Below are 22,355 nucleotides of genomic sequence, written 5' to 3'. Positions count from 1 at the left end.
TCGGAAGGCAATCGCAGATGTCGTGATGCTCGCCGATATCGGCGAAGCGCCGCGATCAGACGATGCCGGTAGCGTAGTACACGCCGATCACGAAGAAGGCCGCGGTCGTGGCGATCAGGGTGATGGCGAAGATGTCCTTGTAGGATTCGCGGTGGGTCAGCCCGGTGACCGCCAGCAAGGTGATCACCGCGCCGTTGTGCGGCAGCGTGTCGAGGCCGCCGGAGGCCATCGAGGCGACCCGGTGCAGCACCTCCAGCGGAATCTGCGCGGCGTTGGCGGCGGCGACGAAGCTGTCAGCCATCGCCGCCAGGGCAATGCTCATGCCGCCGGAGGCCGAACCGGTGATGCCGGCGAGCAGGTTGACGGTGATCGCTTCGTTGATCAGCGGATTGGGAATCGCCGACAGCGCATCGGCCACCACGATGAAGCCCGGCAGCGAGGCGATCACCGCGCCGAAGCCGAATTCCGACGCGGTGTTCATCGCCGCCAGCAGTGAACCACCGACCGCCGTGCGGCTGCCCTCGGCGAGCTTGCCGCGCAGGGTGCCGAAGCTGGTCGCCAGTACCAGGGCGATGCCCAGCAGCAGCGCGGCCTCCACCGCCCAGATCGCGGTGAGCTTGCCGACCTCGGTGACCAGCGGTGCGCTCATGCCGGGCAGCTGCAGCGTGTGGCTGGTGCCGTAGAACTCGGGAATCCAGCGGGTGAACAGGAGGTTGGCGACCAGCACCAGCAGCAGCGGCGACAGCGCCAGCCAGGGGTTGGGCAGCGCGATGTCGGCGGGCGTCTCCGGCTCGTTGCGCAGGTTGGTGCCATAGCCTTCGCCGGCGGCAATGGCCTTGCCGAGCTGCCACTTGAGATAGATCATGCCCAGGCCGAATACGAAGAGGGTGCCGATCAGGCCCAGCCAGGGTGCGGCCCAGGTGTTGGTATTGAAGAAGGTGGTGGGGATGATGTTCTGGATCTGCGGCGTGCCGGGAATGGCCGTCATGGTGAAGGTGAACGCGCCGAGGGCGATGGTCGCCGGGATCAGCCGCTTGGGCATGTTGCTCTGGCGGAACATCTCGGCAGCGAACGGGTACACCGCGAACACCACGACGAACAGCGACACGCCGCCGTAGGTCAGCAGCGCGCAGACCAGCACGATCACCAGCATTGCCTGGCTGGTGCCGAGCAGGCGGATCGCTGCGGCGACGATGGAGCGCGAAAAACCCGACATCTCGATAAGCTTGCCGAACACCGCACCGAGCAGGAACACCGGGAAGTACAGCTTGATGAAGCCGACCATCTTCTCCATGAAGATGCCGGTGAAGGCCGGCGCCACGGCGGACGGGTCGGTGAGCAGCACCGCGCCCATGGCGGCGATGGGGGCGAACAGAATGACACTGTAGCCGCGGTAGGCGGCGAGCATCAGCAGGGCCAATGCAGCAAGGGCGATGACGACGCTCATCGGGGACGATCTCCTGGCCCCGTGCGGCACGACCGAACGCTGCCGAGGGCATTCGGGGACTCGCTGCTGCACGGCAGGCGCATTGTTTTTCTTGTTTCGGCTGCGGACAGGCCGCACGGTGATTTAGCGAGTTCCGTGCCAGATACGCAACTCGCTGATTTGCATGGTGTTTATCTTGAGTGTCCAGATCGTTGGACGGCGCTTGTGTCTTGCGTCCTGGACAGCCTGGTCCAGCATTCCGGACAGCGTTGCCGTCCGGAATGCTCCGGCCTCAGGTCAGGAAATAGAGCCCGCCGGCGATCACCACACCGGAGAACACCAGGCAGAGCAGGCAATAGCCCATGATGTCGCGGGCACCGAGCCCGGCGATGCCCAGCAGCGGCAGAGCCCAGAACGGCTGGATCATGTTGGTCCAGGCATCGCCCCAGGCGATCGCCATGGCCGTGACTTCCGGCGCCACGCCCAGCGCCGCGCCGGCCGGCAGCATGATCGGCCCCTGCACCGCCCACTGGCCGCCGCCGGAGGGCACGAAGACGTTGACCAGCCCGGCGCTGAGAAAGGCCAGCACCGGGAAGCTCTCGGCCGACGACCAGGCGATGAAGGTGTCGGTGACCTGCCGGCCGAGGGACAGGCCAGCGGCGTTGGCGCCGACCATCATCCCCATGATCCCGGCGTAGAAGGGGAACTGCACGACGATGCCGGCGATGCCGCGGATGCTTTCCTCGATGGCGCGCATGTAGCGCTCCGGCGTGCCGTGCATCAGCAGGCCGGCGAAGAGGAAGATCGAGATCACGATGTTCAGGCTCAGCGCCAGACCGTTCTCGCTGAAGTGACGGTAGAAGAACAGCACCGCCAGCGCGACCATGATCAGGCCGAGAATGCGGCTGTCGTCCAGGCGCTGGGTGGCGGTTTCCCGCGGGATATCGCTCGGCTGGGGCTCTTCCAGCAGCGCCGGATCGACCACTTTCGGCGTCTTCGGCTGCATGGCCCAGTTCAGCAGCGGCAGGCCCACCACCAGCACGGCGATGATGATCAGGTTGTAGGAGGCGAACAGCGTCTGGCCGACGCCGATGGCTTCGGTCAGCGCGCCGCCGGTCATCTTCTCCAGATCGGCCCCGCCGCTGGCCAGCGACAGCGGAATCGAGCCGGAAAAGCCGCCGTGCCAGATCAGGAAGCCTGAGTAGGCCGAGGCCACCAGCAGCGGGTAGTCGACGCCGCGCACCTGGCGTGCCAGCGCGCGGGCGAACACTGCTCCAATGACCAAACCAAAGCCCCAGTTGATCCAGGAACCGGCCAGCGCCACCAGGGTCACCAGCACGATGGCCTGGCCCGGAGACTGCGGGATGCGCGCCATGCGGTCGAGCAGGCGGTTGATTGCCGGCGCCCGTGCCAGGGCATGGCCGGTGACCAGGATCAGCGACATCTGCATGGTGAAGGCCAGCAGGTTCCAGAAGCCGTTGCCCCAGTGCTGCGCCATCGCCGGCAGGCCCTGACCGGTGCTGAGCATGGCGGCGATCAGCACGATCAACGTGAGCAGGATGGCGAAGACGAAGGGCGAGGGCAGGAAGCGTTGCACCAGGTAGACGCTGGCGGCGGTTATTCTGTTGAGCACGTGGGGTTCTCCCTTGTTGTCGTTATGGGCCGCGACGGGCGGCGCTTCGCTTATGAGTGCGGCCGGGGCTGGCTGTTCCGCCGTACCCGGTCTCAGGAGATTGCTTTATGCGTATTGCGTTGCTGCTATCGCTGATGGCCGTCGCGACCACCGCCCAGCCCGCCGAGCCGTTGCGGCTGGAGGTTGGCGGGCATCAAGTGCAGGCCGAATATGCGGATACCTTCCTGCGGCGTCAGCGTGGCCTGATGGGGCGCACCGAACTCGCTGCGGACAGCGGCATGCTGTTTCGCTTCGACGAGGTGCGGCGGCACTGTCTATGGATGAAGGACACGCCGTTGCCGTTGTCGGCGGCGTTTCTCGATGAGAACGGGGCGATCGTCGATGTGATCGATCTGGAACCGCTGAGCACGGAGGTGCGTTGCTCCGAGAAGCCGGCACGCTATGCCCTGGAGATGCATCAGGGCTGGTTCGACGCGCAGGGTATTCGCGTGGGGGATCGGCTGACAGGGTTGCCCGAAGCCTGGCCGCCTGCTGACGGCTGACCCCGGGTCAGTCGTGACCCGGGTTGCGCCTCTGGTCTTCAGAATCGGAATTGTCCGACCAATGTTTGCAGGCCCGCCGCCAGATGAGCGAGCTGGCTGCTGGCCTGGGCGGTTTGGCCGGCGGACTCGGTCACGCGGTCAGCCACCTGATTGATGTTCACCACGTTCTGGCTGATTTCGTCGGCCACCACACTCTGCTGTTCCGCGGCGCTGGCGATCTGGGTGTTCATGTCATTGATGCTGGTGACCGCCCCGGTGATGCCGGTCAGCGATACACCGGCCTGCTGGGCCTGGCGCACGCTGGTCTCGACCTGAGCGCGGCCCTGCAGCATCACCGCGGAGGAGTCGCGCGCACCGGCCTGCAGCCGTTCGATCACCTGCTGGATTTCCACCGTCGACTGCTGGGTGCGCGAGGCGAGCGTGCGAACCTCGTCCGCCACCACGGCGAAGCCGCGGCCCTGTTCGCCGGCTCGGGCCGCCTCGATGGCGGCGTTCAGCGCCAGCAGGTTGGTCTGCTCGGCGACGCCGCGGATCACGTCCAGCACGGCGCTGATGCTCTGGCTGTCGGCCTCCAGCCGCTGGATGGCGGCAGCGGTACGCTCGACCTCGGCCGAGACGTTCTCGATCGAGCTGACCGTCTGCTGCACCACCTGCTGGCCCTGCTGGGCCTGCTCATCGGCTGCCTGGGCCGATTCGGCCGCTAGTGCGGCGTTACGCGCGACGTCCTGCACGGTGGCGGTCATCTCGTTCATTGCCGTGGCCACCAGCTCGATCTCGTGGCGCTGCTGCGCGACGTCGCGGTTGAATTCTTCGGTGATCGCCGACATTTCCTCGGCCGCGGCGGCCACTTGCGTCGTCGAGCCAGCCACCTCGCTGACCAGCCGGCGCACCTTCTCGGCGAACTGATTGAAGGCTCCGGCCAGTTCGGCAACCTCGTTGCGTCCGCGCTGTTCCAAGCGGCGGGTCAGGTCGCCTTCGCCGGCGGCGATGTCGCGCATCGCATCGACCGCGACCCGGATCGGCCTGACAATGCCGCGCGCCACCAGGGCCGCGACCAGCAGGCCGATGGCCAGCGCGATGCCGGCGACGACCAGTGCGGTGTTGCGCATCGAGGCCAGTGCATCGGCGTAACGCGTGCGGTCCATCGCCACTTCCAGCACGCCCAGCGGCTTGCCGGAGAAGTCCTCGACCGCCGATACCAGGACCGCCACCGGCTGGCCGTCGGCCTCGGCCTGGAAGATCACGTCATTGCCGGCGAGCGCCTGGCCGCGCTGCTCATCGCTGACCAGGGCGCTGCCAAATGTGGTGGCGAAGGGCTTGAAGCTGCCGTTGGCCTCGCGCAGCACCAGGCCGACATCGACGTGGTAACGCGCCTTGAAGGCGTCGAAGAACGCCTGGCCAAAGGACAGGCCGAACTCCACCGAGCCGACCGGTCGGCCCTGATGGCTGATCGGCACGAGGCCGCGAATGCCCAGGCCGGCGACGCCGGACTCGACGCCACGCACCGGCACCTGCCGGGTGTTGGTATCGACGATGGTCTGGCGGATCGCGGAAAGATCGTCACCGAACTGCGCCGGCTTGTGCACGCGCAGGAAGGACGTTGCCGGTGCCTTGTGGAACTGGAACTGGGTCAGGCCATAGTCGTTCGCCAGCTTCGCATAGCCCGGTACGAACAGCGCCGAGAGCCGTTCACGGTCATCGTCGGCCATCGCCTGCTGCACCTCGGGAATGCTCGCCACCAGGGCGGCGAGGCGCTCGGCGGTGAGGCTTTCCGCGGCGATCGTGGTGCTGACGTTGTCGAAGATGCCACGCAGTTCGCGGCGCTCGGCGTCGGCCAGCAGGCTCTCGAAGCGGCTGAAGAACAGGGCGGTAAGAATCGTCACGGTGACGATCAGCAGCAGCACGATACTGATCGCGATGCGCTGTCCGATGCGGATATTGGCGAGCATGCTCTGGAACTCCCGGCAGTAGGAATGGCTGCCGATGGGCAATGGATGGTGGGGGCGTCGACGAGAATGCCTGGTGCGATAGGCACCGCCCGTAATATCGACCGGCGGGGCCTGGTTCTTAAATCTTTCCTGCAAGCGGGAGCGGGGCGCTCAATCCAGCGGCAACTCCGTGGTCCGCTTCACTTCGCTCATGGCGATATGCGAGTGCGCCTCCTGCACGTGGGGGCGCTGCAGGAGCTGGTCACGCAGGAAGCGTTCGTAACTGTCGATATCGCGCGCCACCACCTTGAGCAGGTAATCCGACTCACCGGCCATGGTGTGGCACTCCAGCACCTCGGGATAACCCACCACCGCCCGCTCGAACTCGTCGAGGTTGCTGCGCCCGTGGGCCGAGAGCTTGATGTTGACGAACACCGTCATGTTCAGCCCGAGCTTCTTCGGGTTGAGCAGGGCGACCTTGCGCTCGATCAGCCCCTCCTCCTGCATGCGATGGATGCGTCGCCAGCAGGGCGATTGCGACAGCTCGACCTTCTCGGCGATTTCCGCAGCGGACAGATCGGCGTTGTGCTGCAGCAGCAGGAGGATCTTGCGATCGATGCTGCTCAGAGGTGTGGACTGCATGGTCGTTCCTGTTTTGTTGTTGTTTGCGAATGGGTCATGCACAGAACCGCTGTTCTACCGCAAAAGTAGAAAGAAAATCTCTCCGCGTCACGGCCAGACTGTTAATCGACACGCGACGGTGGGGCGATCCCCTGCCGATTGCCGGCGTGGAGAGACAACCGTGCGGTTTCTCCATGACTGCGTCAGGCGGGTAGCGAACAACGCCACCCTGACTCCGATAACAACAAATTAGGAGCGCCCCATGTCTCTGGCCGAGATCCGTCTGGACGACAAGTACCGGCTTGCTACCGGTCATCTGTACCTCACCGGCACCCAGGCGCTGACCCGCTTGCCGATGCTGCAGCATCAGCGTGATCAGGCCCGTGGATTGAACACCGGTGGCTTCATCTCCGGCTATCGCGGCTCGCCACTGGGCGGGCTGGACAAGAGCCTCTGGGAAGCCCGCGACTACCTCAAGCAACACGCCATCCACTTCCAGCCGGGCGTCAACGAAGAGCTGGCCGCCACCGCGGTGTGGGGCAGCCAGCAGACCAACCTGTTCCCCGGCGCCAAATACGATGGCGTGTTCGCCATGTGGTACGGCAAGGGCCCGGGCGTCGACCGTGCCGGAGACGTGTTCAAGCATGCCAACGCGGCGGGTGTGTCGCCCCAGGGCGGCGTGCTGCTGCTGGCGGGTGACGACCACGGCTGCAAATCCTCGACGCTGCCGCACCAGAGCGAGCATGCCTTTATCGCCGCTTCCATACCCGTGTTGAATCCAGCCAACGTCCAGGAAATCCTCGACTACGGCATCATCGGCTGGGAGCTGTCGCGCTACTCCGGCTGCTGGGTGGCGCTGAAGACCATCGCCGAGAACGTCGACTCCTCCGCCGTGGTGGAAGTCGATCCGCTGCGCGTGCAGACGCGTATCCCGGAAGACTTCGAACTGCCCGAGGACGGCGTGCACATCCGCTGGCCGGACCCGCCGCTGGCTCAGGAAAAGCGCCTGAACCTGTACAAGATCTACGCCGCACGCGCCTTCGCCCGGGCCAACAACCTGAACCAGGTGACGCTCGATTCGCCGAATCCGCGGCTTGGCATCATCACCACCGGCAAATCCTATCTCGATGTGCGTCAGGCGCTGGATGACCTCGGCCTGGACGAAGCGCTGTGCGCCTCGGTCGGCCTGCGCGTGCTCAAGGTCGGCATGAGCTGGCCGCTGGAGCCGGTCTCGGTGCACGAGTTTGCCCAGGGGCTGGACGAGATTCTGGTGGTCGAGGAAAAGCGCAGCATCATCGAGGACCAGCTCACCGGACAGCTCTACAACTGGCCCGTCAGCAAGCGTCCGCGGGTGGTCGGCGAGTTCGACGAGCAGGGCAACTCGCTGCTGCCGAACCTCTCCGAGCTGACCCCGGCGATGATCGCCCGGGTGATCGCCAAGCGCCTCGCGCCGATCTACACCAGCGACAGCATCCAGACCCGCCTGGCCTTCCTCGACGCCAAGGAAAAGGCCCTGGCCGCGCGCAGCTACAGCACCGTGCGCACGCCGCACTACTGCTCCGGCTGCCCGCACAACACCTCCACCAAGGTGCCCGAGGGCAGCCGCGCCTCGGCCGGCATCGGCTGTCACTACATGGTGCAGTGGATGGACCGGCGCACCGAGACCTTTACCCAGATGGGCGGCGAGGGCGTCAACTGGATCGGCCAGGCGCCGTTCACCGACACCCCGCACATGTTCCAGAACCTCGGCGACGGCACCTACTTCCACTCCGGCAGCCTCGCGGTGCGTGCGGCGGTGGCAGCCGGCGTCAACATCACCTTCAAGATTCTCTACAACGATGCCGTGGCCATGACCGGCGGCCAGCCCATTGACGGCGAGCTGCGCGTCGACCAGCTCAGCCGGCAGATCTTCCACGAGGGCGTCAAGCGCATTGCTCTGGTCAGCGACGAGCCGGACAAGTACCCGACCCGCGATACCTTCGCGCCGATCACCAGCTTCCACCATCGCCGCGAACTGGATGCGGTGCAGCGTGAGCTGCGCGAATTCAAGGGCGTCTCGGTGATCATCTACGACCAGACCTGTGCCACCGAGAAGCGTCGTCGGCGCAAGCGCGGCAAGCTGGAAGACCCGGCCAAGCGCGTGTTCATCAATCCCGCCGTGTGCGAGGGTTGTGGCGACTGCGGCGAGAAGTCCAACTGCCTGTCGGTGCTGCCGAAGGAAACCGAGCTGGGCCGCAAGCGCGAGATCGACCAGAACGCCTGCAACAAGGACTACTCCTGCGTCGAGGGCTTCTGCCCGAGCTTCGTCACCGTGCATGGCGGCGGGTTGCGCAAGCCCGGAGCCGTGGCTGGCGGTATCGAGGCGGCGACCTTGCCCGAGCCGCAGCATCCGTCGCTGGAGCGGCCATGGAACGTGCTGATCCCCGGAGTTGGCGGCAGCGGCGTGACCACCCTTGGCGCGCTGCTCGGCATGGCCGCGCACCTGGAAGGCAAGGGCTGCACCGTGCTCGACCAGGCCGGTCTGGCGCAGAAATTCGGCCCGGTGACCACTCACGTGCGCATCGCCGCTAAGCAGAGCGACATCTACGCGGTGCGTATCGCCGCCGGTGAAGCCGACCTGCTGCTGGGCTGCGACCTGATCGTCGCGGCGGGCGATGAATCGCTGACCCGCCTCAACGAGCAGATCAGTAATGCCGTGGTGAACAGCCACGAGTCCGCCACCGCCGAGTTCACTCGCAACCCGGACGCCCAGGTGCCCGGCGCGGCCATGCGCCAGGCGATCAGCGACGCCGTCGGCGCCGACAAGACCCACTTCGTCGATGCCACCCGCCTGGCCACGCGGCTCTTGGGCGACAGCATCGCCACCAACCTGTTCCTGCTCGGCTTCGCCTATCAGCAGGGGCTGCTGCCGATCAGCGCCGAGGCCATCGAGAAGGCCATCGAACTCAATGGCGTTGCCGCCAAGCTGAATCTGCAGGCCTTCCGCTGGGGCCGCCGTGCGGTGCTAGAGCGCGAAGCGGTGGAAGGTCTGGCGCGCCCAGTCGAGGTCGCCGAACCACTCTGTAAAACCTTGGAAGAGATTGTCGAGTGGCGCGTGGACTTCCTTACTCGCTACCAGAACGCCGGGCTGGCGCGCCGCTATCGCCAGCTGGTCGAGCGCGTGCGCGATGCCGATACGGCGGACGATCTGGCGCTGTCCAAGGCCGTCGCCCGCTACTACTTCAAGCTCCTGGCCTACAAGGACGAGTACGAGGTGGCGCGGCTCTACAGCGAGCCGGAATTCCGCCAGCAGCTCGAGGCGCAGTTCGAGGGCGACTACAAGCTGCAGTTCCACCTCGCTCCGGCCTGGCTGGCCAAGCGTGACACGGTTACCGGCGAGCCGCGCAAGCGCGAGCTGGGGCCGTGGATGCTCAATGTGTTCGGCGTGCTGGCCAAGTTCCGCTTCCTGCGTGGCACGCCTCTGGACCCGTTCGGCTATGGCCACGACCGCCGCGTCGAACGCCAGTTGATCAGCGAGTACGAGAAGACCGTGGACGAGCTGCTGGCCCAGCTCAAGCCGACCAACTACCGCACCGCCTTGGCCATCGCCGCGCTGCCGGAACAGATCCGCGGCTACGGCCCGGTGAAGGAGCGTTCCATCACCAAGGCCCGCCAGCAGGAGAAATTGCTCCGCGAGCAGCTGGCCAAAGGCGACGAGGTGCAGAGCGTACGGCTGCTCCAGCCGGCGGCGTAGCTCGCAGTGCGCTAGCGGGGTGAAATCGGTCGCCCCGCATGGCCACCGCCGCAGGCGATACCCGCTAACGAGGCCCTGTCCGTGACAGGCCACCAGACCAACAAGAACGAGGTAACCAAATGTCCGTCTTCGCTCATCCTGACTTCGACCGCCACGAGCAGGTGGTCTTCTGCCATGACCAGGCGTCGGGTCTGAAAGCCATCATCGCCATCCACGACACGCGCCTCGGGCCGGCGCTGGGTGGCTGCCGGATGTTCCCCTATGCCAGTGACGACGAGGCCCTGCGCGATGTGCTGCGGCTGTCGCGCGGGATGACGCTGAAATCCTCGCTGGCCGGGCTCAAGCTCGGCGGCGGCAAGGCGGTGATCATCGGCGACCCGCATACCGGCAAGAGCCAGGCGCTGCTGCACGCCATGGGCGACTTCGTCGACAGCCTCGGCGGGCGCTACATCACCGCGGCCGACTCCGGCACCGGCGATGCCGAAATGCAGGCCTTCGCCCAGCGCACCCGCCATGTGGTCGGCGCCACGCCGCGCACCCTGCTCGACGGCAGCGTCGCCAGCGGCGACCCGTCGCCGTCTACCGCCTACGGCGTCTTCGTCGGCCTCAAGGAAGCAGTGCGCCAGCGCCTCGGTCGCGACGAGCTGACCGGGCTGAAGGTGGCGATCCAGGGCGTCGGCCATGTCGGCCTGGGGCTGGCGCGGCACCTGAAAGCGGCTGGCGCCGAACTGTGGGTGGCGGACATCTTCGATGCCAACGTCAAGCAGGCAATGGAGGAGGTGGGCGCCAACGTGGTGCGCCCGCAGGACATCTACGGTCTCGATGTAGACGTCTTCGCGCCCTGCGCCATGGGCGGCATTCTCAACGAGCAGACCCTGGATGTGTTGCGTGCCCCGGTGATCGCCGGTGCGGCCAACAACCAGCTGGCCAGCGCCGAGATCGGCGTCGAACTGCAGCGGCGCAACCAGCTCTACGCGCCGGACTACGCGATCAACGCCGGCGGCATCATCGACGTCTACTACCAGCGCAACGGCGGCAGCGCCGCGCAGATCGATGCCCATGTGAACGCCATCGCCGGCACGCTGCGCGAGATTTTCGAGCGGGCCGCCGCCAGCGGCGAATGCACTTCGGTGATCGCCGACCGCCTGGCGCTCGAGCGTTTGCAGGCCGGCGGCGCGCCTCAGGTCGCGACGCTGCAGCGGCAGGCTTCATGACGGCACATGGCCGGTCGCCCGAGCGCGCCGGCCTTCGCTGAGCGGGGCGGCGGGCTCTGATCGCCAGCGCCGTGCCCGCTCCGTTCGTTCGCACCATCCCTGACAAAAACAACAAGCAGGAATCCGCAATGACCGATAAAACCAGCCTCGCGGCCGGCACCTTCGCCGGCGCGCGCGCACGCATCCAGGACAACGCCAGCCGAGGCCTGTGGTCCTCCCGCTGGGTGTTCTTCCTCGCCGCCACCGGCTCCGCGGTGGGCCTGGGCAATATCTGGAAATTCCCCTACGTGACCGGGCAGAACGGCGGCGGCGCCTTCGTGCTGGTCTATCTCGCCTGCATCCTGTTGATCGGCATTCCGCTGCTGATGGCCGAGGTGATGATCGGCCGCCGTGGTCAGGCGAACCCTGATGGCGCCGTGGCGCGGTTGGCGCGCGAGGCCGGGGCCAGTTCGCGCTGGCGGGTGGTGGGCTGGCTCGGAGGGCTGACCGGCTTTCTCATACTGAGTTTCTATCTGGTGGTGGCCGGCTGGGCGCTGGCCTATGTGCCGGCGACGTTCAGCGGCGGCTTCACCGGGGTCAGCGGGGAGGCCAGTGGTGCGCTGTTCGGCGCGCTGCTGGCGGACCCGCTGCGCCTGGTGGTCTGTGCCACGCTGGTGCTGGCGGCGACCATGCTGATCGTCGGCTTCGGCGTGCGCGGCGGGCTGGAGCGATCGCTGCGCTTTCTGATGCCCGGGCTGTTCGTGCTGATGCTGGTGCTGGTGGTCTACGCCGCCATCGAAGGCGAGTTCGCCCAGGCGCTGCAGTTCCTCTTCGTGCCGGACTTTTCCGCGCTGACCGCGCAGAGCGTGCTGGTCGCCCTCGGCCATGCCTTCTTCACTCTGAGCCTGGGCTGCGGCGCGATGATGGTTTACGGCTCCTATCTGCCGGAAGGCACCTCGATCGCCAAGACCTCGATTCTGGTGGCGCTGGCCGATACCGCGGTGGCGCTGCTGGCCGGCCTGGCGATCTTCCCGCTGGTGTTCGGCAACGCGCTGGAACCGGGGGCCGGGCCGGGGCTGATCTTCGTCACCCTGCCGATCGCCTTCGGCCAGATGCCGCTGGGGCAGGTCGTGGGCGGGCTGTTCTTCGTGATGCTGGTGATCGCCGCGCTGACGTCGGCCATTTCGCTCTCCGAGCCGAGCATCGCCTGGCTCACCGAGCGCTTCCGCATCAGCCGGACCAAGGCCGTGCTGGGCAGCGGCCTGGTGCTCTGGCTGCTGAGCCTGGGCAGCGTGTTCTCCTTCAACCACTGGGCGGACTACCAGCTGTTCGGCAAGACCTTCTTCGACAGCCTGGACTACCTGACCACCAATTGGCTGATGCCGCTGGGCGGGCTGGGCACGGTGCTGTTCACCGGCTGGGTGCTGCAGCGTCACGTGGTCAGCGAGGCCATCGGCATTCGCAACGCCGGGATGTTCCAGGCCTGGTGGAAGCTGCTGCGCTACGGCACGCCGGTGGCCATCGTGCTGGTGTTCCTCAACCTGCTCGGGCTGATCTAGCGCGACCTTGGTCGTCCGTGCAGAACGCGCCGGTGGGCTGAAGCCCATCCCGCAAGCATGCTGCGGGCTTCTCAGGAAGTCCTTTTGGTGGGCTCAGGTCCATCCATCGAGGCCGACGCCAGCCTTGGTGGGTGGGCTTCAGCCCACCTTTTTTTATGCGCGACGCCATTGCGCCAGATGACATGTGCGGCAGCTTGTCGCACCAGGCTGTCAGTTTTTCGTTACGCCTGGCAAGCCGCCGAGCCAGGCTTTTCAGCAAAAAAGGAGCTGTAAGGAAAACCTGACAGCGGGGATGGCGCCAGCCGCTTTCCGTGCCCGTGAACAGCATTGTTCGCCGCCCTGGCCTGGGGTGTGATGGGGCCAGCCAAGCCGTGCAACGGCAGTCCTCACAACAATAATCAGGAGGCGATATGAACGCAGTGAACAAGATCGAACAGCACAACCCCATCGGCACCGACGGCTTCGAGTTCGTCGAATTCACCGCGCCGAATGCCGAGGGCATCGAACAGCTGCGTACGCTGTTCACCCAGATGGGTTTTACCGAAACCGCCAAGCACCGCTCCAAGGAGGTCTGGCTGTTCCAGCAGCACGACATCAACATCGTGCTCAACGGCAGCCCCACCGGGCATGTGCGCGAGTTCGGCGAGAAGCACGGCCCGAGCGCCTGCGCCATGGCCTTCCGGGTGAAGAACGCCGCGCAGGCCGCCGCCTACGTCGAATCCCAGGGCGCCAAGCTGGTCGGCAGCCACGCCAACTTCGGCGAGCTGAACATCCCCTGCGTCGAAGGCATTGGCGGCTCGCTGCTGTATCTCGTCGACCGCTATGGCGACAAGAGCATCTACGACGTCGACTTCGAGTACATCGAAGGGCGCACGCCGAACGACAATGCCGTCGGCCTGATGTGCATCGACCACCTGACCCACAACGTCAAGCGCGGGCAGATGGACGTCTGGTCCGGTTTCTACGAGCGCATCGCCAACTTCCGCGAGATTCGCTATTTCGACATCGAGGGCAAGCTGACCGGCCTGTTCTCACGTGCCATGACCGCGCCCTGCGGCAAGATCCGCATTCCGATCAATGAGTCGGCCGACGATAAGTCGCAGATCGAGGAATTCATCCGCGAGTACCACGGCGAGGGCATCCAGCACATCGCGCTCTCCACCGACGACATCTACGAGACCGTGCGCCGCCTGCGCGCCAACGGCGTGGACTTCATGACCACCCCGGACACCTACTACGAGAAGGTCGATACCCGCGTTGCCGGCCACGGCGAGCCGCTCGACCAGCTGCGCGAGCTGAACCTGCTGATCGACGGCGCGCCGGGCGATGACGGCATCCTCCTGCAGATCTTCACCAACACGGTGATCGGCCCGATCTTCTTCGAGATCATCCAGCGCAAGGGCAACCAGGGCTTCGGCGAAGGCAACTTCAAGGCGCTGTTCGAATCCATCGAGGAAGACCAGGTGCGTCGTGGCGTGATCAAGGCGGGCGAGTAAGGCCGGCGTCGAGGTGGGGTTGCGTAGGGTGGATGTCGCGAAGCACATCCACGCGTTTCGGTAGGCCGACATGAACGCGTGGCCGACTCAGACGCGTGGAAGATGCTTCGCAGTCTTCCACCCTACGCATCGGCAACCACCGCAGCGCCATTCAGATCACGCGGTATCACGAGGAGAGGCACATGAGCCGCAAATGGATCAGTTTCCCCATCCGCGAGGGTGAGAGTTCGCGTCAGGCGCACTGCGATTTTCCGCTGGGCACCTACGAGCGCGAAATGGGCCGCGAAGGCTTCTTCGGCCCGGCTTCGCACCTGCATCACAAGCATCCGCCGACCGGCTGGATCGACTGGGAAGGCCCGCTGCGCCCGCACGCCTTCAACTTCAATCACATCCCCAGCGAAGGCGACTGCCCGCTGCAGGCGCCGCTGGCGCTGCACAATGCCGACGTCAAGCTGCGCCTGTGGAAGACCAACGGCGCCATGCGCCACCTGGTGCGCAACGGTGACGGTGACGAACTGCTGTTCATCCACGAGGGCGCCGGGCATTTCTACTGCGACTTCGGCCACCTGGAATTCCGCGACGGCGACTACCTGATGATCCCGCGCGGCACCGCTTGGCGCATCGAGGCGACGCAGCCGGTGTTCATGCTGCTGATCGAGAACACCGACGGCGCCTACCAGCTGCCGGAAAAAGGCCTGGTCGGCCCGCATGCCATCTTCGACGCCGCGGTGCTCGACCATCCGCGGCTGGACGACGCCTTCCGCGCGCAGCAGGACGAGAACCCCTGGCAGATCCGCATCAAGCGGCGCGACCAGATCACCACCGTGACCTACCCGTACAACCCGCTGGACGTGGTCGGCTGGCACGGCGACAACACCGTGGTACGGCTCAACTGGCGCGACATCCGCCCGCTGATGAGCCATCGCTACCACCTGCCGCCGTCGGCGCACACCACCTTCGTCGCCAACGGTTTCGTGGTCTGCACCTTCACGCCGCGGCCGGTGGAATCCGATCCGGGTGCGCTGAAGGTGCCGTTCTTCCACAACAACGACGACTACGACGAAGTGCTGTTCTACCACCGCGGCAACTTCTTCAGCCGCGACAACATCGAGCAAGGCATGGTGACCTTCCACCCCTGCGGCTTCCCCCACGGGCCGCACCCGAAGGCACTGAAGAAGGCCAGCACCGACCCGGCGACCTTCGCCGACGAGGTGGCGGTGATGATCGACACCCGTCGTGCGCTGGAAGTCGGAGAGGCTGCCGCAGCCGTCGATGTCCCCGAATACGTCAACTCCTGGCGTGCGCCGGGCAAGGAATCCTGATGAAACTCGCAACCCTCAACCAGGGCCGCGACGGCGTACTCGTCGTCGTTTCCCGTGATCTCGCCCTCGCGGTGAAAGTCCCGCAGGTCGCCGCCACGCTGCAGGCCGCGCTGGATGACTGGCAGTACTGCAAGCCGAAGCTGGAAGCGGTCTACCAGCGCCTCAACGACGGGCTAGAGGAGGGCGCATTCGCCTTCGATCAGGGCGCCTGCCACAGCCCGCTACCGCGCGCCTATCACTGGGCGGACGGCAGCGCCTACGTCAATCACGTCGAGCTGGTGCGCAAGGCGCGTGGCGCCGAGATGCCGGAGTCCTTCTGGCACGATCCGCTGATGTACCAGGGCGGCGCCGATGCCTTTATCCCGCCGCACAGCCCGATCCGCCTGGCCGACGAGGCCTGGGGCATCGATCTGGAAGGCGAACTGGCGGTGATCACCGACGACGTGCCCATGGGTGCGACGCCGGCCGAGGCGGCCTCGCACATCCAGCTGCTGATGCTGGTCAACGACGTCTCGCTGCGCAACCTGATCCCCGGCGAGCTGGCCAAGGGCTTCGGCTTCTACCAGAGCAAGCCGTCGTCGAGCTTCTCGCCGGTGGCGGTGACGCCGGATGAGCTGGGCGAAACCTGGCGCGACGGCAAGGTGCACCGGCCTCTGGTCTCGCATATCAACGGTGAGCTGTTCGGCCAGCCGGATGCCGGCACCGACATGACCTTCAACTTCCCGACCCTCGTCGCCCACGCCGCGCGCACCCGTCCGCTGGGCGCCGGGACCATCATCGGCTCGGGCACGGTGTCGAACTACGATCGCAGTGCCGGCTCGTCCTGCCTGGCCGAGAAGCGCATGCTCGAGGTCATCGAGCACGGCGAGGCGAAGACGCCGTTCCTCAAGTTCGGCGACCGGGTGCGCATCGAGATGTTCGACGCCGCCGGGCAGAGCATCTTCGGCGCCATCGATCAGCAGGTCGAGCGCTATGAGCACTGAGCTGACGCTCTACGGCTACTGGCGCTCCAGTGCCGCCTACCGGGTGCGCATCGCGCTGAACCTCAAGGGCCTGGCCTACCGGCAGGTGCCGGTGCATCTGGTCAAGGATGGCGGCCAGCAGCGTGCGGCCGATTACCGCGCCCTCAACCCGCAGCAGCTGGTGCCGTTGCTGGTCGATGAAGCCAACGGCGGCGCGCGCATCAGCCAGTCGCTGGCGATCCTGGAGTACCTCGACGAAGTGTTTCCGGTGCCGGCCCTGTTGCCGGCCGATCCGGTCGAGCGCGCCCAGGTGCGCGCGCTGGCCATGCACATCGCCTGCGAGATCCATCCGCTGAACAACCTGCGCGTGCTGCAGTACCTCAGTGCCGAACTGGGCGTCGACGACGAGGCGAAGAACGCCTGGTACCGGCACTGGGTCGATCAGGGGCTCGCCGCCGTGGAAGCGGGCCTGGAATGTTTCGATGGCAGACTTTCCCTGAACGATCGGCCAGGTTATCTGGAGGCGTGCCTGGTGCCGCAGGTATACAATGCGCGCCGTTTTGCCTGTGACCTCGCGGCGTATCCACGCATTCTCGAGATCGTCGCACGCTGCGAGACGCTTCCGGCCTTCCAGCAGGCCGCGCCGGAGGTGCAGCCCGACGCTCAATGAAAGACTGAATCCGCCTTGCACGCCGCCGCGCCCTGCGCGACGGTCCCGATCCCGTCACAGATAACAACAAACAGGTGACGTATGACTCGTGAAAAACCGAAGAACCTCTGGCTCTCGCGCTGGGGTTTCATCCTCGCGGCAACCGGCTCGGCCGTGGGCCTGGGCAACATCTGGAAATTCCCCTACATCACCGGTGAATTCGGCGGTGGTGCCTTCGTATTGATGTACCTGCTGTGCATCCTCGCCATCGGCGTGCCGGTGATGATGTGCGAGATCGCCATCGGTCGCCGCGGCCGTGGCAGCCCGATCGACGCCATCGGCCGGGTGGTTCGCGAGAACAACGGCAACCCGCTGTGGAAGGCGGTGGGCGGCATGGCCATGACCGCCGGCTTCCTGATCCTCTGCTTCTATGTCGTGGTCGCTGGCTGGGCCTTCGCCTACACGGTGAAGATGCTCGACGGCTCGCTGACCGCGACCAGCGTCGAGGCGCTCGGCGGGGTGTTCGAGGCGCACAATGCCAACCCGTGGGAGCTCGGTGGCTGGAGCCTGCTGGTGGCATTGCTGACGCTGTGGATCGTCGCCAAGGGCGTGCAGAAGGGCATCGAGAATGCGGTGCGCTGGATGATGCCGGGGCTGGCCGTGCTGCTGCTGATCCTCGTGGGTTACGCGGTGACCAGCGGCGGCTTCGATCAGGGCTTCGCCTTCCTGTTCAGCTTCGACACCTCGAAGATCACCGGCGAGGCGCTGCTGGCCGCGCTCGGTCACGCGTTCTTCACCCTCAGCCTGGCGTCCGGCGCGATCCTCACCTACGGCTCGTATATTCCGGATGACCAGTCCATCGCCCGCACCACCTTCATGGTCGCCATCGCCGACACCTGCGTGGCGCTGCTGGCGGGCCTGGCGATCTTCCCGATCATCTTCGCCAATGGCATGGACCCGACCGCCGGCCCCGGGCTGATCTTCATGAGCCTGCCGCTGGCCTTCCAGCAGATGCCGTTCGGCACGGCGTTCGGCGTGCTGTTCTTCGCCATGGTGTCGATCGCCGCGCTGACCTCGGCGATCTCCATGATCGAGGCCACCGTCGCCTACCTCAACGAGAAGCACGGCATTTCGCGGATGAAGGCGGCCATCGGTTCCGGCGTGGTGCTGCTGGTGATCAGCCTGCTGGCGATGCTCTCGTTCAACCTGCTCTCGGGCTGGACGCCGATGGGCAAGAACTTCTTCGACTGGCTGGATTACCTGACCTCGCGCTGGATGATGCCGCTGGGCGGGATCTTCACCGTGCTGCTGGCCGGCTACGCGCTACGCAGCGAGATCATGCGCGACGAGCTGAACCTGCCGCCGCTGGGCTATGCGTTGTGGCTGTTCATGGTGCGCTACGTCTGTCCGGTGCTGATCCTCATGGTCTTCCTCCATGCCCTTGGCTGGCTGGGCTTCGACCCGCTGCAGCGCTGGTACTGGATCGCCGGAGCGATCGGTGCGCTGGCGGTGCTGGGCGAGCTGCTGCGCCCTCGGGTAATGCCGGCGCTGGCCGGTCGCTGACCACGGCGCGGCCCCTTCGCGTGAAGAACGCCAGCCAGCAGGCTGGCGTTTTTTATGGGGAAACATCCGCATTGCGACTAGTAGGTCAAGTTTCTTTGGGAACGGCCGAAAAAGTGATTGAGATCAAAGGAATGCACAGTGCGCAGGATGCCAGCACCCCGTTCAGTCATTCGGATGCGCCTCAAATGTCTAGTCATCTTAAGTTCAGCCACAAGATTCTGCTGGCCGCCTCGTTAGTGGTGATCGCAACTTTTGCGCTGTTTACCCTCTATAACGATTATCTGCAGCGGAGCGCCATTCGCGCCAACCTCGAAAGCTACCTGGGGGAAATGGGCGAGGTTACCGCCCACAACATTCAGAACTGGCTGTCAGGCCGTATCCTGCTGGTGGAAAGCGCTGCGCAGACCATCGGCCGGGATGACTCGGCAGAGTCTGTTGGCAGTCTGCTCGAACAACGTGCACTGACCTCTACGTTCATGTTCACCTATCTCGGCGGAGCCGATGGCAGCTATATCCTCCGCCCTTACGAGGCCATGCCGGACGACTACGATGCGAGAACTCGCCCCTGGTACAAGGATGCGCTGTCTGCAGATGGCACGACGCTGACCGAACCTTACCTGGATGCCACGCTGAACGAGCTGGTTGTGACAGTCGCAACCCCGGTCAAAAGCGGCCAGGGCGCGACGGGTGTAGTTGGTGGCGACCTAGGCCTGAAAACTCTGGTGGATATGCTCAACGCGCTGGATTTTGATGGCATGGGGTACGCCTTTCTTGTCAGCGGCGACGGCAAGGTGTTGGTCCATCCCGATCAGCAGATGGTCATGAAGTCGCTCCAGGATATTTACCCGCAGAATACGCCGTCGCTCAGTAGTGGCTATGTCGAGGCGCAGCTTGAGGGTAATCCGCGCATCCTCGGCTTCAGCCCAGTCAAGGGCCTGCCTTCGGTGCAGTGGTACGTGGGTATTTCGCTGGATCGTGACAAGGCCTATGCCGCGCTGACCAGTTTCCGCACCACTGCGCTGGTCGCCACGGTTGCCGCCGTGGCGTTCATCCTGCTGCTGCTGGGCATGTTGATTCGTGTGCTGATGCGTCCGCTCACCGACATGGGCCGCGCCATGGCCAACATTGCCGAGGGCGAGGGTGACCTGACCCGGCGCCTCGCCGTGCAGTCCAGAGATGAGTTCGGTCAGCTGGCGACCGCCTTCAATCGCTTCGTCGAGCGTATCCATGAATCGATCCGCGAGGTGTCCTCGGCCACGCTGCAGGTCAACGAAGTGGCACAACGCGTGCTCGGCGCTTCGAACGCATCGATGGCCAACTCCGACGAGCAGGCCAGTCGCACCAACAGCGTGGCGGCGGCGATCAACGAACTTGGCGCCGCCGCCCAGGAGATTGCCCGCAACGCGGCGGATGCCTCGCAGCATGCCAGCGGCGCGCGGCATCAGGCCGAAGACGGTCGCCAGGTGGTGGAGCAGAACATCGCCGCCATGCGCGAGCTGTCGGCGAAGATCAGTGCTTCCTGTTCGCAGATCGAGGCGCTCAACGCCAAGACCGTGGACATTGGCCAGATTCTCGAGGTGATCAAGGGCATTTCCGAGCAGACCAACCTGCTCGCGCTGAACGCCGCCATCGAAGCCGCACGGGCCGGCGAGGCAGGCCGCGGTTTCGCCGTGGTCGCCGATGAGGTGCGCAACCTGGCGCATCGCACCCAGAGTTCGGCGCAGGAAATCCAGCAGATGATCGAGCAACTGCAGGTTGGCGCCGGCGCCTCGGTGCAGACCATGACCGAAAGCCAGCGGCAGAGTGAATCCAGCGTCTCCATCGCCGACCGCGCCGGCGAGCGCCTCGGCGAGGTGACCCAGCGCATCGGCGAGATCGACGGCATGAACCAGTCGGTGGCCACCGCCACCGAGGAGCAGACCGCGGTGATCGAGTCGCTGAACATGGACATCACCGAGATCAACACGCTGAACCAGCAAGGCGTGGAGAACCTGCAGTCGACCCTGCGCGCCTGTGGCGACCTGGACCATCAGGCGCGCCGGCTGAAGCAGCTGGTGGACAGCTTCCGTATCTGATCGGAACGGTGGTTTAGAAGGGCGCTGCGGCGCCCTTTTTCATGGAAGTGATTTGGCCGCGGAGCAATGTGCCCGCGGCGGCAGTCTCAACTGTTCACGTCGCGCTTCAACAAGGAGGCTCCATGAAAATTCTCATCGTGCTCACGTCCCACGACCAGCTGGGTGACACCGGCAAAAAGACCGGCTTCTGGCTGGAGGAATTCGCCGCGCCGTATTACGTCTTCATGGATGCCGGGGCGCAGGTGGTGCTCGCGTCGCCCGAGGGTGGCGAACCGCCGCTCGACCCGAAGAGCGACGAACCCGACGCCCAGACCGAGGCCACCGAGCGCTTCAACGGCGACGGCGAGGCGCAGACGCTGCTGGCCAACACCTATCGTCTGGATCAGGTCTCGGCCGAGGATTTCGATGCGGTGTTCTACCCCGGTGGCCATGGTCCGCTGTGGGACCTGGTGAACAACCCGACGTCCATCGCCCTGCTCGAGTCCTTCGTCAAGTCAGACAAGCCGATAGGGGCGGTCTGCCATGCGCCGGCGGCGTTGACCGAGGTGCGCGGCAAGGATGGCGAGTATCTGGTCAAGGGCAAGCGCGTCACCGGCTTTACCAATGGCGAGGAGGCGGGGGTGGAGTTGACCGAGGTGGTGCCGTTCCTGCTCGAGGACCGCCTGCGCGAGCGCGGCGGGCAGTACAGCAAGGGCGCGGACTGGACACCCTATGTGCAGGTCGATGGGCTGCTGGTGACGGGGCAGAATCCGGCGTCATCCGAGGCAGCCGCGCAGGAGCTGCTCAAGCTGCTGCGCGTGGGCTAGGCATCACTGCGGCCAGGCGAGCTGTTCCGCCTGACCGCAGGCCTCGAATAGCGGCCGGCTGAACAGGTAGCCCTGCATCAGATGAATGCCCAGATCGAACAGGGCGCTGCATTCGTCGGCGGTTTCCACGCCTTCACCGATCACCTTGATACCCAATTCCTCACACATCCCCACCGTCGCCCGGACGATGGCCTGACGCGTGCGGCTCTGGTCGATGCCGCGGATCAGGTCCATGTCCAGCTTGATGATGTCCGGCTGAAAATCGGCCAGCAGATTGAGCCCGGCAAAGCCGGCACCGAAGTCATCGATGGCGGTGAGAAAGCCGATGCGCTGGTATTCGCGGAACACCTCGGTCAGCCACTTGCTGTCGTTGATGCGCTCGCCTTCGACGGTCTCGAAGATGATTTGCTCGATGGGAAAGTCGTGGGCGCGGGCGGCTTCCAGCGTCGAGCGTATGCACAGCTCGGGGCGGTAGATCGCGTTGGGCATGAAATTGATCGACAGCTTGCTCTGCATGCCTAGCCTGGACGCGGTCTTGATCGCCTTGACCCGGCCGGCCTGATCGAAGCGGAAGCGATTCTGCTCGGTGACCTGCGACAGCACGGTGGTGGCTGGTTCGCCGCCGATGCCGCGGACCAGCGCCTCATGGGCGAAGATCTGCCGGTCGTGCAGATCGATGATCGGCTGGAAAGCGTAGCTGAAGCCGAAGCCCAGGCGTTCGCCACTGGCGCAGCTGGGGCAGGCGCCGTGTGCGCTGGCGTCGTGGCAGCTGTAGGTGGCTGGGTCGGGGTTGTCGCTTGGATTGTTGAAAGTCATAACGCTCTCTTCTGCGGACTGGCTCAGGTTG

General features: G+C 65.5%; 16 protein-coding genes. 11 read left to right on the top strand and 5 right to left on the bottom strand.

The features are described from left to right. Positions 1-55: 55 nt before the first annotated feature. Complete coding sequence (locus tag NAO55_RS16110) at positions 56-1,447, bottom strand: GntP family permease (protein ID WP_102840460.1); 1,392 nt, start codon at positions 1,445-1,447, stop codon at positions 56-58. A gap of 271 nt (positions 1,448-1,718) precedes the next feature. Beyond that, the gene (locus tag NAO55_RS16105) at positions 1,719-3,059 is read right to left on the bottom strand and encodes a short-chain fatty acid transporter (protein WP_045159158.1); all 1,341 of its coding nucleotides are present in this window, start codon (positions 3,057-3,059) and stop codon (positions 1,719-1,721) included. Positions 3,060-3,166: 107 nt separating this feature from the next. Here NAO55_RS16105 and NAO55_RS16100 point away from each other — a divergent pair, with 107 nt between their 5' ends. Further along, positions 3,167-3,601, top strand: a complete 435-nt coding sequence (locus NAO55_RS16100; protein WP_102840461.1) for a DUF192 domain-containing protein — start codon at positions 3,167-3,169, stop codon at positions 3,599-3,601. Positions 3,602-3,639: 38 nt separating this feature from the next. Here the strand turns inward: NAO55_RS16100 and NAO55_RS16095 are convergent, their stop codons facing one another. Beyond that, positions 3,640-5,550 carry a methyl-accepting chemotaxis protein gene (locus tag NAO55_RS16095; RefSeq protein ID WP_102840462.1) on the bottom strand — a complete coding sequence of 637 codons (1,911 nt, stop codon included), beginning with the start codon at positions 5,548-5,550 and terminating at the stop codon, positions 3,640-3,642. A gap of 150 nt (positions 5,551-5,700) precedes the next feature. Next, positions 5,701-6,171 (bottom strand): Lrp/AsnC family transcriptional regulator, encoded by a 471-nt coding sequence (locus tag NAO55_RS16090; protein ID WP_014595823.1) that lies wholly within the window; start codon positions 6,169-6,171, stop codon positions 5,701-5,703. A gap of 241 nt (positions 6,172-6,412) precedes the next feature. Between NAO55_RS16090 and NAO55_RS16085 the strand changes: the two genes are divergently transcribed. The 10 genes from NAO55_RS16085 to NAO55_RS16040 all read left to right on the top strand — a co-directional run bounded on the left by NAO55_RS16085 (position 6,413) and on the right by NAO55_RS16040 (position 21,508). Next, positions 6,413-9,883, top strand: coding sequence for an indolepyruvate ferredoxin oxidoreductase family protein (locus NAO55_RS16085; protein WP_102840463.1), 3,471 nt, complete (start codon positions 6,413-6,415; stop codon positions 9,881-9,883). A gap of 119 nt (positions 9,884-10,002) precedes the next feature. After that, complete coding sequence (locus NAO55_RS16080) at positions 10,003-11,097, top strand: Glu/Leu/Phe/Val dehydrogenase dimerization domain-containing protein (protein WP_102840464.1); 1,095 nt, start codon at positions 10,003-10,005, stop codon at positions 11,095-11,097. Positions 11,098-11,225: 128 nt separating this feature from the next. Then, entirely contained in the window at positions 11,226-12,635 is a 1,410-nt protein-coding gene (locus NAO55_RS16075) for a sodium-dependent transporter (protein WP_102840465.1), read from the top strand. A gap of 410 nt (positions 12,636-13,045) precedes the next feature. Next, positions 13,046-14,131, top strand: a complete 1,086-nt coding sequence (gene hppD / locus NAO55_RS16070) for a 4-hydroxyphenylpyruvate dioxygenase (protein ID WP_102840466.1) — start codon at positions 13,046-13,048, stop codon at positions 14,129-14,131. A 182-nt stretch (positions 14,132-14,313) separates the two neighbouring features. Further along, on the top strand, positions 14,314-15,453 hold the full coding sequence (locus tag NAO55_RS16065; RefSeq protein WP_102840467.1) for a homogentisate 1,2-dioxygenase: 1,140 nt from the start codon (positions 14,314-14,316) through the stop codon (positions 15,451-15,453). Then, positions 15,453-16,436: a fumarylacetoacetate hydrolase family protein gene (locus NAO55_RS16060; protein WP_102840468.1), complete on the top strand. Its 984-nt coding sequence runs from the start codon at positions 15,453-15,455 to the stop codon at positions 16,434-16,436. Before NAO55_RS16065 ends, NAO55_RS16060 begins: the two co-directional genes overlap by 1 nt. Continuing rightward, positions 16,426-17,085: a maleylacetoacetate isomerase gene (gene maiA, locus NAO55_RS16055; RefSeq protein WP_102840469.1), complete on the top strand. Its 660-nt coding sequence runs from the start codon at positions 16,426-16,428 to the stop codon at positions 17,083-17,085. The genes NAO55_RS16060 and maiA overlap by 11 nt, the downstream gene beginning before the upstream one ends. Positions 17,086-17,166: 81 nt before the next feature. After that, positions 17,167-18,627, top strand: a complete 1,461-nt coding sequence (locus NAO55_RS16050; RefSeq protein ID WP_102840470.1) for a sodium-dependent transporter — start codon at positions 17,167-17,169, stop codon at positions 18,625-18,627. 185 nt (positions 18,628-18,812) lie between these two features. Then, a complete protein-coding gene (locus NAO55_RS16045; protein WP_102840942.1) occupies positions 18,813-20,702 on the top strand; it encodes a methyl-accepting chemotaxis protein in 1,890 nt (629 codons plus the stop codon). A gap of 122 nt (positions 20,703-20,824) precedes the next feature. After that, entirely contained in the window at positions 20,825-21,508 is a 684-nt protein-coding gene (locus NAO55_RS16040) for a type 1 glutamine amidotransferase domain-containing protein (RefSeq protein WP_102840471.1), read from the top strand. Positions 21,509-21,511: 3 nt separating this feature from the next. On the opposite strand, the gene rimA is transcribed toward NAO55_RS16040, so the two are convergent. Then, on the bottom strand, positions 21,512-22,324 hold the full coding sequence (gene rimA, locus NAO55_RS16035; protein WP_102840472.1) for a S6 modification regulatory phosphodiesterase RimA: 813 nt from the start codon (positions 22,322-22,324) through the stop codon (positions 21,512-21,514). Positions 22,325-22,355 lie beyond the last annotated feature (31 nt).

Source organism: Stutzerimonas frequens (genome assembly GCF_024448335.1).
Classification (GTDB): domain Bacteria; phylum Pseudomonadota; class Gammaproteobacteria; order Pseudomonadales; family Pseudomonadaceae; genus Stutzerimonas; species Stutzerimonas frequens.
The sequence above is the reverse complement of the archived record's forward strand: the minus strand, read 5'-3'. Positions and strand labels throughout refer to the sequence as shown.